The following is a 14,941-nucleotide window of genomic DNA, read 5'->3' as shown; positions in this document are numbered from 1 at the left end:
GCGTTACCCTCCTTGTACGAAAAGACGTGTTTTGGATTTGACCCACAGCACATAGATCGGAATGATTAACACCAAGAACCAAAGGGCTTGAACCCCGAAGTTTTGGAGGATCGCATGGCCTGTAATTTTGCCAGTGAACACCGCACTCGGTAAGTACGTAATCGCTTGAAACGGCAGCCACTCGAGAATCGACTTGGACCAGCCTGGGAAGAAGGAAATCGGAATAATCAATCCCGAGAACAAATCAACGGCAACGCGCTTCATTCGCATGAGTCCTTCATTATTTTCTAGGAAAAATGCGAACAAGCCCGTGATGATATTCAACTGCGTATTAATGAGGAAACTGAAGAACAGCATGACCAAGTAGATAACCCATAGGCTCGGATCCGATGGAAGTTGAATCGGCAGCAATAGCCAGATGAAGATCATGCCCGGTGTCGTGAAAAGCAAGAGACGAAACACACCTTCGCCTAAACCCTGCATCATTTTCACAAAAATATAATTGTACGGCCTTATGAACTGGATCGCCACGCTGCCATCGCGAATCTCATTCGCAATCTCACGATCTAGATTATTAAAGTAAAATGCGCGACCCATCCAGGAAATCGCTACATACGTTGTCATTTGGCCAAGCGTTAAACCACCGATCATCGCGTGGTCACCGTAAATGGCTTTGTAGACGAAATAATAAGAACCGATATTGAGCGCATAGATCAGGATTCCACTGTAATAGTTCACCCGATAGGCAAGCATCATCAGAAACCGCATGCGGATGACTTCTAAATAAGCACTAAGCATGGGTCGTGACTCCCTCTCCCTCTGGCTGCAGGGTGTCCAGACGTTTCACTTCGGCAGAGCCTGATTTATAAATTTCGCGCACGATATCGTCGGTATTCGTTTCATTGATTTTAATATCTTGAATTTGCAGCACACCGACGACGCGGCCCAGCACATCTGAAATGTTGGCTCGTTCGTATGGGATAAAGACCTTTGCAGACAATTCATTTTCCAATTGCCAAGCTACATCGAGCCCTGCAGTCAACTCTTGAAGACGCGCAAGTGTCGTCGGATGTTCGAACTGAAGCACAACCTCTTTGCCCTTGCCCCAGCGCGCTTTCAATTCTTCCAGTCCGCCATCATAAATAATTCGGCCGTCATCCAGCATAATAACACGGGAGCATAACGCTTCGATGTCCTGCAAATCGTGCGTGGTGAGCAGAATCGTCGTTTCGTACCGCTGGTTGAGCGACTTGAGAAATTCGCGAATTTCAGTTTTGACCACGATGTCGAGGCCAATGGTTGGCTCATCGAGGAACAGGATCTCTGGATTGTGAAGGAGCGAAGCAGCAAGCTCACAGCGCATCCGCTGTCCTAAGCTCAGCTTGCGGACAGGTCGTGACAGTAGATCCGACAGCTGCAAGCGGTCAACGAGCTCGTCGAGCCGTTTGCGGTAATCGGCGTCCGAGACGCGATACACTTTTTTGAGCAGCTGGAACGACTCCACGACACCGATGTCCCACCACAGCTGACTGCGCTGACCGAAGACAACACCAATCCCGGCAACGAATTTTTCTCGCTCCTTGAAGGGCACAAAGCCATTCACCTTGATATGACCTGCGGTTGGAACTAGAATACCTGTGAGCATCTTGATCGTCGTCGATTTCCCAGCACCATTTTCACCGATATATCCACAGATCTCGCCTTTCGGAATCTGAAAGGAAATATCCTTCACAGCTGTAATCTGCTTGTATTCTCGTTTGAATAAATCTTGCACAGCTCCCTTAAGTCCGCCGCGGCTTTGCTGCACTTGAAACTCTTTGCGCAGCATCTGTACATCTATAGCTAACATGCGTTTTCCCCCTGACTTCGTCGTCTCGGCTACAAATTGCGTCAACATTCGTCATTACTTGCTATCGAAGTTTCGTAGCATCTATAATATGGATCATAATGATGTTTCATACAACACAACGACAACATGCTCATGATACTCCAATTCTGTTATAAAAAAAAGTACAGATTATTGGTCAATGAAAGGAGCTTACCTAGTCATGAAAATTTTCAAACGGATTCTGCTCCTGGTCGTGTTACTCCTAATGGTTGCTGCTGGCTATTATTCTTATGCCTTCTATAGTTTTGCAAATAATATCTCGCATAAATCGGACAATGCGAAGGGTACGGGGGGCGGTTCCCTCATCCCGAGCACCATTAAGGATAAAGGCGATAAGTATACGCCGCCCAAATGGGAAGGCAAGCAGCGCGTGAACATTTTACTTCTAGGTGGAGATTCCCGCGGTATGGTTAAGAATGAGCTGCCTCGATCCGACAGTATTATGCTGGCATCCATCGATCCTGTGACGAAGAAGGCGTATCTGTTCTCTATTTTGCGTGATACCTATGTCAAAATCCCAGGTGAAGGCGAAGACCGCATTAACACCGCGATCACCACAGGCGGCCCAAATTTGGCGATGAAAACCGTCAGCGATCTGCTCGGCATTCCTGTTCAGTATTATGTTTACACGGACTTCAAAGGGTTCATCGCCCTCATTGATGCGGTCGGCGGGATTGATATTGATGTGGAAAAAGATATGAAATACTCCGACTCCGAAGATGATCATGTCTACGATATTAATTTGAAAAAAGGACAACAGCATCTCGATGGCAAAACAGCTCTGCAGTACGTCCGCTTCCGACATGATGCGCTATCCGACTTCTCGCGGACCGAGCGTCAAAGGAAGTTCCTGACAGCCGTTGCGAGTAAAATGCAATCCACCTCGTCCTTGATTAAGCTGCCGCGGATATTGAATGCCATCGATCCGTATATTGATACGAATCTAAGTGTAACCGACATGCTCAAGCTCGGCAGCCTTGGCTACGAAGCCAAGGCGGATGGCATCATCTCCTCGCAGCTTCCGCCAACTGACTTGCTCGTGGAGAAAAACATCCGCGGCGCATCTGTCATTACAGCCGATCGATTAAAACTGCAGCAGTATATTAAAAATCTTTTTGCTGGTACGGCTGAAGCCGATACAGGGCCAACCAAGCCGTCAGCTTCACCGTCTCCGACGCCGAAGAGCGGGAAGAAGTGACGTTGAACGTGTACGTGATACGAGTGGGGAACCACTCGTATTTTTGTATGAATGGAGCTCCTCTGGTGGTGGAGTGTATGGAAAGTTAGCTGCTCTAAGGGCACCAATTTGCATTAAAAGCACCAGAATGTGATCGTAGCGGAACGTCAGTGAGTTATAGAGCCAAAAAGAGTCATTTTTTGAGAGACGCGGAACGTCGGTGCGTTATTCCGTCCATTTTAGCTTAATGTCACGTGTTTTCGGGGAAATAGCGTACCGACGTTCCCTCAAGATAGGGAAACAGCTTCTTTTTCCTAAATTAGTGCATCTACGTTCCGTTTCAATTTAGGATACGAGGAATTACTAGATATAACGTCGCGACAATCTGATTACTCATCAAATAATTCATATATAAAGGAATGAATACTTATGCAACGTAAAAACTCCGAGCTTCTTTACCAAGAAGCACTGCAACACATCGTCGGGGGGGTCAACTCCCCTTCCCGCTCTTTCAAAGCCGTGGGCGGCGGCGCCCCCGTCTTCATGAAGCGTGCGCAAGGCGCACACTTCTGGGACGTAGACGGGAATCGCTACATTGACTACCTCGCCGCCTATGGCCCGATCATCACTGGTCACGCGCATCCGCATGTGACCGAAGCCATCACGCGCGCCGCACAGAACGGCACGCTGTACGGCACCCCCACCGAACTCGAGATCGAGTTCGCCCGCATGCTGAAGTCGGCGATTCCCTCGCTCGACAAAGTGCGCTTCGTCAACTCCGGCACCGAGGCCGTGATGACGACGATCCGCGTGGCGCGCGCCTACACAGGGCGCACCAAGATCATTAAGTTCGCCGGGTGCTACCACGGCCACTCGGATCTCGTGCTCGTGGCGGCCGGCTCTGGGCCGTCCACGCTAGGCACGCCGGACAGCGCCGGCGTGCCCGCGAGCATCGCGCAAGAGGTCATCACCGTGCCGTTCAACGACATTCCGGCACTCGAGGCTGCGCTTGCGCGATGGGGTGAAGACATTGCCGCGGTGATGGTCGAGCCCATCGTCGGCAACTTCGGCATGGTCATGCCCCATGCCGGCTACCTCGAGCAGCTCTGCGCCGCTGCTCGCAAACACGGCGCCCTCGTCATCTACGACGAGGTCATCACGGCGTTCCGCTTCCATTACGGAGCGGCACAGACCTATCCAGGCCTCCCTCTCGTGGAGGGAGGCGCTCAAGAGGCGGCGGCGCGCTTCGCCGCCGTAGAGCCGGACCTGACGGCCCTCGGCAAAGTGATCGGCGGCGGGCTGCCGATCGGGGCCTACGGGGGCCGCAAGCAAGTGATGGAGCAGGTCGCGCCGCTCGGACCTGCGTATCAGGCCGGCACGATGGCGGGCAACCCCGCCTCCATCTCCGCCGGCATCGCCTGCCTGGAGGTGCTCCAGCAGGCCGGTGTATACGCCAAGCTCGAGCAGCTTGGCAAGACGCTCGCAAGCGGCATCGCGGAATCCGCCGCCCGCCATGGCATCGCCTTGACGCTCAATCGCATCGGCGGCGCCTTCTCAACCCATTTCTGTGACCATCCTGTCACCAATTATGATGAAGCCCAAGACACGGACGGCGAACGCTTCGCTGATTTCTTCCGTGGGATGCTGGAGCAAGGCATTAACTTGGCTCCATCCAAATACGAGGCTTGGTTCATGACCATCGCGCACACGGAGGATGACATCGCACAAACGCTGGAAGCGGCAGATCGCGCCTTCAAAACGTTGAAATCCCGCTAAAACACCCGCGTTCACAGCTTGTTGTGTCAATCGGCATTCCTCTCACTCTTTCACCTGCATGTCCCAAAAACGAACTATGATCCTATCAGGATTATAGTTCGTTCGTCTTTATACGGAAGTGAAGTTGTTAGAATTTTTGGTTTTATTCACCAATATACAAAAAAGGTAACGCTTACATTTGTGTTTTGCGTCTGCAAGTATTGTCGGATGAGGTTTTTCATGCTATTCTAAGATTACTTTTACCCTTTTAGCGAAACGGCTTGAATACACAGTATTTTCCTAGAAAGTTAGGGCATGATTTACAAATATTGCATGGATTTTTGTGTGCAGTGCCTTACTTTACTACGAGTCGATTTATGCCGATTTACATGAGGTTTATCCGCTGTAATTTGGCATGATATTCAGTTATATTGCATTTTTATTCACATTCATGCATATTTCGGTTTTGACCACAAAGTGGTAATCTCCCGAATATGAATGGGCTGGCAGGCTCATCAGCGCCAGAATGCAAGAAGCGTAAGCAAGAGGAGTTTAAATATGTATGGGAGGTGACGGTCAGGCGACTGACCTGAGCAATGAATGAATTGATGCGTAATGAAGGCCGTTTTCAAGATCTACTAGGAACCGAACACGACAGCTGCGGTATTATTTGTATTATTGAAAAAAATGGTCACCCTTCCCGCGATAACATCCAAAAAACGATTGAATCCCTAGTTAAAATGGAACATCGTTCTGGATTTATCAATGGTGAAGGCGATGGTTGCGGTATTTTAACAGACATTCCACGTGCTCTCTGGGAAAAGAAATTAACAGACGCAGGTCTAGACGGCAAGCTTGCCTTCGACAACCGTTTCTCTGTTGGTCATATCTTTGTTCCACGCAAGCTTGACTTGACTGTTACTGAGATTCAGAACGGTATTCGCGAGCTTTTTGCCTCCCATGATGTCTCCATTATTCTCGAGCAAGAAAACCTTGTCGATAGCTCTTCGCTAGGCGCCAATGGTCTTCTCGATGAGCCTACGTTTTGGCAAATTGCAGCGATCAGCAACAAAACCGGAGGTCAAGTTGCCGATCACCTTTTTGAACTGCATGTTGCGATTGAAGATCGTTATAACGTCCATGTTGCGACACTCAGCAATGTAACTTCGGCTTACAAAGTACTAGGTGCCGCTAGCATCCTGCCTAAATATTTTAACGATCTGCGTGATCCTTTGTTCGCTTCCCAAGTGACTGTTGGTCACAACCGTTATTCAACGAACACCTTGTCCTCGTTCTTCCGTGTTCAGCCGTTCTCCCTTCTTGGTCACAACGGTGAGATCAACACGGTTAAGAAACTTCGTCTAGAAGCTGACATGGTTGGCGTTCCGCTCGTTAGCGGCGGTTCCGACTCCCAAGACATGAACAGAACGATCGAAACGTTCATTCACCGTTTTGGCTTGTCCCTTTTCGAAGCGATGGAATTGGTATTCCCTCCTATTATTAATGAAATGAAACAGTTCCGTCCGGAACTTCAAGATTTGTATGTGTACTACCGTCAAGTTTGGGGTCACTTTGCACAAGGTCCTGCGGGTATCGTTTCCCGTTACGGCAATGAGTGTATTTTCAGCGTAGACGCACTAGGCCTTCGTCCTGTATGGATGGTTGAAAGCGACACGTCCCTATACTTCTCATCCGAGCAAGGTGTTATCACGGTTGGCGAAATGGTTGCTGATCCTAAGCCGATCGCGCCAGGCGAGAAAGTCGGTGTTGTTCTAACACCAGGCGAGCACATTCAAGTGATTCCTTACCATGAAGTGCAATCCTTAGTGTATGAGCGTGCAAGCAAACGTCTGAATTTTAACGGTCTACGCTCTTATTTGAACCCAACTGCAACAGATACACAAGTTGAGCTTAATGACACGATCGTAGCCACAGACCAAATTTACAGCGCTTTTGGCTGGGACCGCGACGGCATTTCCTACATCGAAACGATGTCCGAAACTGGCGCTGAGCCAATTCGTTCATTAGGTCACGATGCACCGCATGCTGCTCTTGCTTGGGAACGCCAGAACGTGCCTGACTTTATTAAAGAAAGTGTTGCCGTTGTAACGAACCCTGCGATTGACCGCGACCGTGAAATGGAACACTTCTCCACACGTGTTATCGCTGGTGCTCGTATTCCGGTTTATGCACAAGTGGACAACAACCTTCGTCTTGAGCTTCTTGCTCCGCTTGTTCTGGAAGGAACGAACGGCGTAGGCAGTGAAGAGCACTTGTCTCAACCATCCTTTGAGCAGTTGTTGACGCAATTCCGTGCACAAGGCGCGGAAAAAGTTGCCGTTCTTTCCACGACTTTCGGAAGAGGCACGTCGATCAACGATGGCTTGACTAAGCTTGCTGGGGATGCGATTTCTGCAGTTCGTAATGGCGCTGTACTTCTCGTCTTGGACGATGCTGAAGCTCATCAAAACGACCGTCTATGGCTTGATCCACACCTTGTCGTTTCCAAAATCGATATCGCACTTCGTGCGGAAAAACTCGGTTTCGGTGACAACCTGCGCCGTCATGTGACGCTGATCCTTCGTTCGGCTGCCATCCGCAGCTTGCACGATATCGCAGTCGCTTGCGGTCTTGGTGCAGATGTGATCTCACCTTACTTGCTCTTCGCAACCGCTTCTGACAAAGAAGGCAATGCGGCAGCAGCACGCAAAGTGTACGCGGCTCTAACGAAAGGACTTGAGAAAGTCATTTCAACAATCGGAACGCACGAGCTTCGTGGTTACACACGTTTCTTCTCCTCCATCGGCTTCCATCCGGAAGTTTCGGAGGTGCTGGATATCGTGAACTACCTGGGCAGCGAAAAAGCAGGAACTGGCTTTGCACAGCTTGAAGCTGATGCGGAAGCACGTTATGCGGACTTCACGAATGCCAAAGCGAAAGCAGCGAAAAACTTCCGTTTCTTCCAACGTATGTGGAAGGCGCTAGGCGATGCAGCATCTGGTGCTGCTCCGTATAGCGACTACCGCGACAAACTGCGTGAAGAGGAGAAGAAGAACCCGATTTCGATCCGTCATATCGCTGGATTCAATGTTGAGAAAGCTTTGAGTGAAGGCCGTAAGCCGCTCGATCCTTCTCAAGTTGATATTTCCATTGGCGGACATTCCTTACCGATGTTGATTTCTTCGATGTCCTTCGGTTCACAAAATGAAACAGCTTTCCGTGCCTACGCCGAAGCCGGCGAACGTCTGAACATGGTAACCATGAACGGCGAGGGCGGAGAGATTAAAGATATGCTTGGCCGTTACAAAAAAACGCGCGGAGCGCAAGTCGCTTCCGGACGTTTCGGTGTAAACATTGAGCTTGCTAACGCAGTTGCATTCCTTGAGATCAAAATCGGTCAAGGGGCGAAGCCAGGTGAAGGCGGTCACTTGCCAGGATCCAAAGTTACTGCAAAAATTGCTGCTGCTCGTAACGCAACGATCGGTTCAGACTTGATCTCGCCATCCAACAACCACGATATTTACTCGATCGAGGACTTGGCGCAAATCATTTCCGAGCTTAAAGAGTCTAGCGGACGCAAAGCGAAAATCATCGTGAAAATCCCGGTTGTTCCTGGTATTGGTACAATCGCGGTTGGTGTAGCGAAAGCTGGCGCTGACGTGATTACCCTTTCCGGATTCGACGGCGGTACAGGTGCGGCTCGTATTCACTCCTTGACACACGTTGGTCTTCCAACGGAAATCGGAACGAAGCTTGCTCACGTTGCTTTGATTGAAGCTGGTCTTCGTCACCGCGTAGAGCTTTGGTCCGATGGCGGTCTGAAATCAGGTGCTGACGTTGTTAAAATGGTTATGCTCGGTGCGAACCGCGCAGGCTTCGGCAGTATTGCGATGCAATCCATCGGCTGTACAACATGCCGCGGCTGTCACCTTGACACATGTCACGTAGGTATCGCAACACAAATCGATTCCATGGAAGAAGCGGAAGAAAAAGGTCTTCGCCGTTTCGTACCGCGTCAATTCGACATCGCTGTTGACAGTTTGGTTCGTTTGTTTGGCGGTATGGGTGAAGAAGTACGCGAAGTCGTCGCTTCCCTTGGTTTCAACAACTTGCAAGACCTGGTTGGCCGTTCCGATCTACTGGAGCAAATCAGCCACAATGATCGTATCGACTTGTCTGACATTCTTCGCCCAGCTCCGCTTCAATTCGTTTCTGACGTTGAAAGAGCGATGGAAGAAGCAGCCGTATCTTCGGATATTCGTATCGCGGCTGGTGCAGAAGGTCTTGAGTTCTTCCCAGAATCCGTATCGTTCGACGCTCCTGTCGTTCGCAACTGGTCCAAAGTGGATGCTGAGTCCCGTATCCTTGGAACACGTTACTCCAGCCATCGCGTAAGGGACCGTTTCGACGGCAGCTACGATGAGCTTCCAACGGTTGCTTTGAACCTCGTTGACGGTTCCGTACCTGGTAACGGTTTGGCGGCATTCAATGCGCGCGGCGTTGACATTACGGTATACGGTGGTGCTGAAGACGGTCTTGGTAAAATGGCATTCGGTGGTAAAGTAGCCATCGTGAAGTCCCAAGGCAAAAACAACACCTTCATCAACGGCAGTGTTGGTAAATCCTTCGGTTACGGCGCACAAAAAGGCTTGTTCTTGATCCAAGGCAGCGCAGATACACGTGCATGTATCCGTTTCTCCGGTGCTGACGTTGTCTTCGGCGGCGAGATCACAACGCCTCTACGCGATGAGCTGGGCGGTCTAGCTGCTCGTGCGAACCTGAAAGGCTTCGCGTTCGAGTACATGACAAACGGCCGTGCCGTTGTTATGGGTGATCCAGGACCATGGATCTGTGCAGGTATGACGGGCGGGGTTATCTACCAACGTCTTGTTCCAGAAATGGGTCTTGATCAAGCTGCGATCGAGCGTCGTATCGCAAAAGGCGCGAAAGTTAAGCTTGAGCCGATTGGCGTACAAAGCAAAAAAGATCTTACCGAATTGCTCACAGCTTACCACGCTGAGCTTGCTAACTCCGGTCAATCCGAAGCTGCAGCAAAAGTGGAAGGTTTGCTAAGCAACCTTGAAGCGAACTTCATCCGTATCTCCCCGGTCAACATGCAAGCTGACCAATCCGTTGCTACGGAATAGTCTAAGATAGGAACACCACAGGGCCTTCAACGGTCTTGTGGTGTTTTTTTATCGTGTCTGCCCTGCATAAAATAGGCACATCTATCACATTTTATTAGGGCAACACCATCCGCGTACCATAGGAGGTTACAAGCGATGAGCCACTCGAAGCGCCGTGAAGAAGCTGCATGGAAGAGTCGTAAACAAGCTCAACATCCGCATGGTAAGGTGAAGTCTCTGGAAGAACTCTCCAAGGAGTAACGTTAGCGGAAACACGTAACTACCAGTAGTCCCCCCTCCTCCCACACATTAGAGGGACCAACACAAAGAACCCGTTAGCCAATTGGCTTGCGGGTTCTTTGTGTTGACAACTTTGATAGCCAAATGCGCTTGCAGGGGGCTGAGCCGTAGGAAATGCGTCCTACATCAACCTATCTGTGCTACCCCATTCACTTAGGGTAAATTGAAAGCACGTCTAGATGCCGTTTTGTTCGCGGATTCGATGAATGGCACGCACATGGTGGCTGGCGTGTCCCCCCATCATCTTCAGCAACTGCGCGACGCTTTCTTCGCGATGCGGCGTTCGAATCGTTCGCGACATCGCACCTGGCAGATGCTTGCATAGGCCAAGCACATGTTGTCTAGCTGCACGGAAAAGCAGCACTTCGTCTGCAATAGTTCTTTCTGAGTAGGCTAAGCCTAGCTGCCAATCATCAGGTTGAAAGGCATTGCCTTGGTACGTCCGCCCAGGCTCGGCTAGCGCGAATTTGACTTTATGCATCGTGACCAACTCCAGGTCAACCACATGGAGCACATGCTCGCGAATGGACCACTTGCCTGGATGCTCAGAGAGGCTGAGCCTAGCCTCTGACAAATCTCTGATTGAGCGCTCCAGTTCACCTGCCCCGCTTCCAAACATGTCCAGAATCTCATCATGGGAGGGGAATAGCTCCTCCCAATACACCAACGTGTAACCGTCCTCCGTCGGTACCTTCAACTCTCGGATATGCCCCGGCGTCCTCCCCCATCCCAGCTGATCCCTATAAAAAGATAAAGAAGCCTCGAGATGTTCCACCCTCAGCAGAATCCTAGCTCTCGCCATCGTTTCCTCCTCGCTCTCCGCACAAAAAAATACGCTCCGTCCTAAATTCGACGGAGCGTACTTATATCCTACCGCTTAGCCGCTTGGTAGGCTTCAATATATTGCGCAGCCTTCTTTGCGACAAGGCTGTAGTTGCCTGTTTTGACGGCTTCGCTCGTCAAATCGGAGCCGATGCCGACGGCCACTGCGCCGGCCTGGATCCATTCGCCGAGGTTGCTCAGCGACACCCCGCCAGTAGGCATAATGTTCGCCTGCGGCAGCGGACCTTTAATGGCCTTAATCATTGCCGGGGAGTACAGATTCCCCGGGAAGAGCTTCACGATATCCACGCCAAGCTCAAGCGCGGCTTGGATATCGGCGATCGTCATGCAGCCTGGCATGACGGGTACGCGATAACGGTTGCACAGCGTAACCGTTGCTGGGTTCAAAGACGGGCCGACAACGAACTCGGCCCCGCTTAGGATCGCGGCACGCGCCGTCTCGGGGTCGAGGGCTGTGCCCACCCCGATGATCGCGTACTTCGACGCATCCTTCGCTGTGCTCGAGTAGCGCTTCGCCAGCTCCTCGATCGCGCGCAGTGCGAAAGGCACGGTCATCGTGACTTCGATGACTTTAATCCCGCCGGCGATCGCTTGATCCGCCATTTCGACGACTTCCTCTGGCGTTTCGCCACGTAGAACAGCGACAACACCTTCATTTGTAATTTGTTGAAGTAATTGAAGTTTCTTCACTGTGATCTTCCCTTCTATGTACAAGCATCCATGTGCTCTTTTATCTTACGGACCTATCCGAACTGCTAACGCTCTACATGTTTAGTGTTGTTAAGTACCGCTTCCACTTGCTCCCACGTCGGCGCGCCTTCCCAGTCGCCTTCAGTCTGCACGATCATGGAGCCTACCAAATTCCCAATGCGAACCGCCTCAGGGTAATCATACCCTTTCTGCAAGCCTGTTAGGAAGCCCGCACAGAACCCGTCCCCTGCACCAACGGTATCAATCACATGCTCTGCTTTAAAATAAGGCACGGTCGTTATTGAATCCTGCGTCACCACATAAGTCACGTCTTCGCCGCCTTTGACGATGGAGATCGCCGACAGCTCGCGCAGCTTGCTCACGATGACATCCCAGTCTTCTGTCTGGTACAACAGCTTGAGTTCATCCAAACCAGGCAAGAAAATGTCCGCCAGCTTCGCCAACTCGAGCAGTACAGGACGCGCTTCCTCCATGCTCCACAGTTTCAGACGCAGATTTGGATCAAAACTAACCTTTACCCCATGCTTGTGCGCCAACCGCACCGCTTCGAAGGCCGCCTCACGGCACGACTCGCTGAGTGCTGGCGTGATGCCAGTTACATGCAAGATTTTCGCCCCAGCGATATACGCCTCATCCAAATGGCTTGCGCTCATCTGACTGGCCGCTGAGTTTTTGCGGTAGTAATAGACGGAGGTTTTGCCCATCAGCACATCACGCATCATAAGTCCCGTAGGCGCTGTTGGCGTCAGTTCTGCACGGGATACGTCGACGCCTTCCCCACGGATTTTTTTGAAAATCATGCGACCCAGCGGGTCCTTCCCCAATCTTCCAAACCAGCCAACACGGCCCCCAAGACGTGAAATGCCGATCGCCACGTTGCTCTCCGCACCGCCGAACAAGCTGTGCAGCTCCGAGGAATACTCCAAGCCCTTCCCGCCAGAAGGCATGAGCAATGCCATCGTTTCGCCAAATGTAACAATATCTGGTCCTGATCCTGTATTCGTTGACATAGAAGCACTCCATCCATTTTCGAATTACGAATTGCATATTCCGTTAATTGAAACGTTTAAATAATGAATATATCTCATATTATAGAGGATTCGAGCGATTTGTACCATACTTTTACGCATACATTGCTACTCCCAAAAATAGGAAAAAGCCACTAGCCGATCATTCGTTTCCGAATGAGCGCGCAAGCGGCTTTATGATCATCGACATCGGATAGTGGATTCCTTCGTCTAACTTTATAAACCTGTTGCTTCCGCCACTTTCAGCTCATGCTGCAGCTCTTCGTGGATGCGTCCATTCGTTGCCAGCACATTGCGCACGCCTAGGTGGTATGGCTTTCCTTCCGTATCCGTCACGCGTCCGCCTGACTCCTGAATGATCAGAGCACCTGCCGCAATATCCCATGCGCTCAGTCCAATTTCCCAGAAGCCGCTTAGACGTCCCGCGGCCACATAGGCCAAGTGAAGCGCAGCGGAGCCTGCCACTCGGATGTTGCGAACTTTCGGCGACAGTGCCTGCACGCCTTTCAGATTAATCGGCAGCGCCCCGTCGCGGTCAGCTGGGAACCCCGTTGCGATCAAGCTGCTCAGCAGCGTTTCGTCGTCGGATACGTTTGTTTTTCTGCCGTGCATGTAGGCGCCTTTGCCTTTCTCCGCAACGAACAGCTCATCGCGCGTTGGGTCGTAGACAACACCTACAATCACTTCACCTTTGTGCGCTAGTGCAATCGACACCGAATAAAACGGAAAGCCGTGCACGAAGTTCGTTGTCCCATCGATCGGATCCACGATCCAGAGATATTCCTCGTCGCTCATCTCTTGCAGCGCTTTGGCTGAAGCCTCTGGACCAGGCTCTACACCTTCCTCACCCAGAATCGAGTGATCTGGAAAATGTGTCATAATCAGATTGCGAATCAGCTTCTCCGAGCCTTTATCCACTTCCGTCACCAAGTCTTGCGCCGAATACTTCGTCCCTACATGATTGATGTCTCCCAGCTTCGTTTTAATCCATTGCCCCGCCTTGGCCGCGGTATTAATCGCTACAGCCGTAAAACTTTTACTGCCCACTACGAAAGCCTCTGATCCGTTACCTACCATCTATATCCACTCTTTCTTATCATAAATTTTAGATATTACGTTAAGTATAGTAAATTATACGTTTCTAATACTAGTGCGTTTCATCCTAAATTATTCGTACATTTTCACATTCCCCTGTAAAAAGAGAAAAACTGCCAAGGCATTTGCCCTGACAGTTCGCTATTTAAACATACACGTTATGTTTAGATCCCAACGATGTGGTAGCCACCGTCGACATAAATAACTTCGCCCGTGATTCCGCGGGAAAGATTACTCATCAAGAACATCGCTGTATCGCCAACTTCAGCAGTGTCTGTTGTTTTGCGAAGCGGCGCTTTCTCTTCCACTTGGCGCAGGATAGAGTTGAAATCCTTGATGCCTTTAGCAGCCAATGTACGGATTGGACCTGCGGAAATCCCGTTAACACGGATGCCGTATTGACCAAGATCAGCCGCCAAGTAGCGAACGCTTGCTTCAAGCGCAGCTTTGGCAACTCCCATGACGTTGTAGTTCTTCATTGCGCGCTCTGCGCCAAGGTACGTCATCGTCATGATGCTGCCGCCTTCTGTCATCAGCGGATAAATGCGTTTGGATACCGCAACAAGAGAGTATGCGCTGATATCATGCGCAAGCGCGAAGCCATCGCGTGAAGTATCTACGAACAGCCCGTCCAATTCTTCGGTTTTGGCAAAAGCAATACTATGTACAAGACCGTGTACGACACCGAACTTCTCTTTAAGTGCAGCAGCTAACGTATCGATCTCAGCATCAACAGTCACGTTACAAGGCAGTAATGTTGAACCTTCGATCGTGTCAGCCAGCTTGCGTACACGTTCTTCGACGCGCTCGTTTTCGTACGTAAATACAAGATTAGCGCCTTGCGCAGCCAAAGATTGTGCAATAGCCCAAGCGATACTGCGGTCATTGGCAACACCCATAACAAGTATATTTTTTCCGTTTAACAATTGACTCATGGTTAGTTGAAGCCCCTCTCACAATGGCATGGTTAGTCGTTCTTCTCTCCAAACTAACCCATTTTGTCCAACAATTCAAGAAA

At 50.5% G+C, this 14,941-nt stretch carries 11 protein-coding genes; 4 read left to right on the top strand and 7 right to left on the bottom strand.

Features of this window, described 5'->3' with window-relative positions:
• Window positions 1-3: 3 nt before the first annotated feature.
• Window positions 4-798 carry an ABC transporter permease gene (locus tag MJB10_RS02475; RefSeq protein WP_314801421.1) on the bottom strand — a complete coding sequence of 265 codons (795 nt, stop codon included), beginning with the start codon at window positions 796-798 and terminating at the stop codon, window positions 4-6.
• A complete protein-coding gene (locus MJB10_RS02470; RefSeq protein ID WP_314801419.1) occupies window positions 791-1,849 on the bottom strand; it encodes an ABC transporter ATP-binding protein in 1,059 nt (352 codons plus the stop codon). Before MJB10_RS02470 ends, MJB10_RS02475 begins: the two co-directional genes overlap by 8 nt.
• Before the next feature lie 199 nt (window positions 1,850-2,048).
• Here MJB10_RS02470 and MJB10_RS02465 point away from each other — a divergent pair, with 199 nt between their 5' ends.
• From MJB10_RS02465 to MJB10_RS02450, 4 genes are all read left to right on the top strand, one after another.
• Window positions 2,049-3,086 (top strand): LCP family protein, encoded by a 1,038-nt coding sequence (locus MJB10_RS02465; protein WP_314801416.1) that lies wholly within the window; start codon window positions 2,049-2,051, stop codon window positions 3,084-3,086.
• A 408-nt stretch (window positions 3,087-3,494) separates the two neighbouring features.
• Complete coding sequence (locus MJB10_RS02460) at window positions 3,495-4,841, top strand: glutamate-1-semialdehyde 2,1-aminomutase (RefSeq protein ID WP_314801413.1); 1,347 nt, start codon at window positions 3,495-3,497, stop codon at window positions 4,839-4,841.
• Window positions 4,842-5,416: 575 nt separating this feature from the next.
• Window positions 5,417-9,967 carry a glutamate synthase-related protein gene (locus MJB10_RS02455; protein WP_314801411.1) on the top strand — a complete coding sequence of 1,517 codons (4,551 nt, stop codon included), beginning with the start codon at window positions 5,417-5,419 and terminating at the stop codon, window positions 9,965-9,967.
• A 135-nt stretch (window positions 9,968-10,102) separates the two neighbouring features.
• Window positions 10,103-10,207 carry a DUF6254 family protein gene (locus MJB10_RS02450; protein WP_314801409.1) on the top strand — a complete coding sequence of 35 codons (105 nt, stop codon included), beginning with the start codon at window positions 10,103-10,105 and terminating at the stop codon, window positions 10,205-10,207.
• Between the two features lie 214 nt (window positions 10,208-10,421).
• Here the strand turns inward: MJB10_RS02450 and MJB10_RS02445 are convergent, their stop codons facing one another.
• From MJB10_RS02445 to fabI, 5 genes are all read right to left on the bottom strand, one after another.
• Window positions 10,422-11,048 (bottom strand): DinB family protein, encoded by a 627-nt coding sequence (locus tag MJB10_RS02445; RefSeq protein ID WP_314801408.1) that lies wholly within the window; start codon window positions 11,046-11,048, stop codon window positions 10,422-10,424.
• Window positions 11,049-11,116: 68 nt separating this feature from the next.
• Complete coding sequence (locus MJB10_RS02440; RefSeq protein ID WP_314801406.1) at window positions 11,117-11,779, bottom strand: bifunctional 2-keto-4-hydroxyglutarate aldolase/2-keto-3-deoxy-6-phosphogluconate aldolase; 663 nt, start codon at window positions 11,777-11,779, stop codon at window positions 11,117-11,119.
• A gap of 65 nt (window positions 11,780-11,844) precedes the next feature.
• Window positions 11,845-12,810, bottom strand: coding sequence for a sugar kinase (locus tag MJB10_RS02435; protein WP_314801405.1), 966 nt, complete (start codon window positions 12,808-12,810; stop codon window positions 11,845-11,847).
• A gap of 234 nt (window positions 12,811-13,044) precedes the next feature.
• The gene (locus tag MJB10_RS02430) at window positions 13,045-13,905 is read right to left on the bottom strand and encodes an inositol monophosphatase family protein (RefSeq protein ID WP_314801404.1); all 861 of its coding nucleotides are present in this window, start codon (window positions 13,903-13,905) and stop codon (window positions 13,045-13,047) included.
• 182 nt (window positions 13,906-14,087) lie between these two features.
• Window positions 14,088-14,858: an enoyl-ACP reductase FabI gene (gene fabI / locus MJB10_RS02425; RefSeq protein WP_314801401.1), complete on the bottom strand. Its 771-nt coding sequence runs from the start codon at window positions 14,856-14,858 to the stop codon at window positions 14,088-14,090.
• Window positions 14,859-14,941 lie beyond the last annotated feature (83 nt).

The organism is Paenibacillus sp. MBLB1832 (genome assembly GCF_032271945.1).
GTDB lineage: Bacteria > Bacillota > Bacilli > Paenibacillales > NBRC-103111 > Paenibacillus_E > Paenibacillus_E roseopurpureus.
This window is presented reverse-complemented; position numbering and strand designations above follow the sequence as displayed.

Bases quoted from the DNA above. Each gene is read 5' to 3' on its own strand.
- MJB10_RS02450 (WP_314801409.1), top strand. From the start codon at position 10,103: ATGAGCCACTCGAAGCGCCGTGAAGAAGCTGCATGGAAGAGTCGTAAA.
- MJB10_RS02430 (WP_314801404.1), bottom strand. From the start codon at position 13,905: ATGGTAGGTAACGGATCAGAGGCTTTCGTAGTGGGCAGTAAAAGTTTT.
- MJB10_RS02475 (WP_314801421.1), bottom strand. From the start codon at position 798: ATGCTTAGTGCTTATTTAGAAGTCATCCGCATGCGGTTTCTGATGATG.
- MJB10_RS02435 (WP_314801405.1), bottom strand. From the start codon at position 12,810: ATGTCAACGAATACAGGATCAGGACCAGATATTGTTACATTTGGCGAA.
- MJB10_RS02455 (WP_314801411.1), top strand. From the start codon at position 5,417: ATGAATGAATTGATGCGTAATGAAGGCCGTTTTCAAGATCTACTAGGA.
- MJB10_RS02460 (WP_314801413.1), top strand. From the start codon at position 3,495: ATGCAACGTAAAAACTCCGAGCTTCTTTACCAAGAAGCACTGCAACAC.
- fabI (WP_314801401.1), bottom strand. From the start codon at position 14,858: ATGAGTCAATTGTTAAACGGAAAAAATATACTTGTTATGGGTGTTGCC.
- MJB10_RS02445 (WP_314801408.1), bottom strand. From the start codon at position 11,048: ATGGCGAGAGCTAGGATTCTGCTGAGGGTGGAACATCTCGAGGCTTCT.
- MJB10_RS02465 (WP_314801416.1), top strand. From the start codon at position 2,049: ATGAAAATTTTCAAACGGATTCTGCTCCTGGTCGTGTTACTCCTAATG.
- MJB10_RS02470 (WP_314801419.1), bottom strand. From the start codon at position 1,849: ATGTTAGCTATAGATGTACAGATGCTGCGCAAAGAGTTTCAAGTGCAG.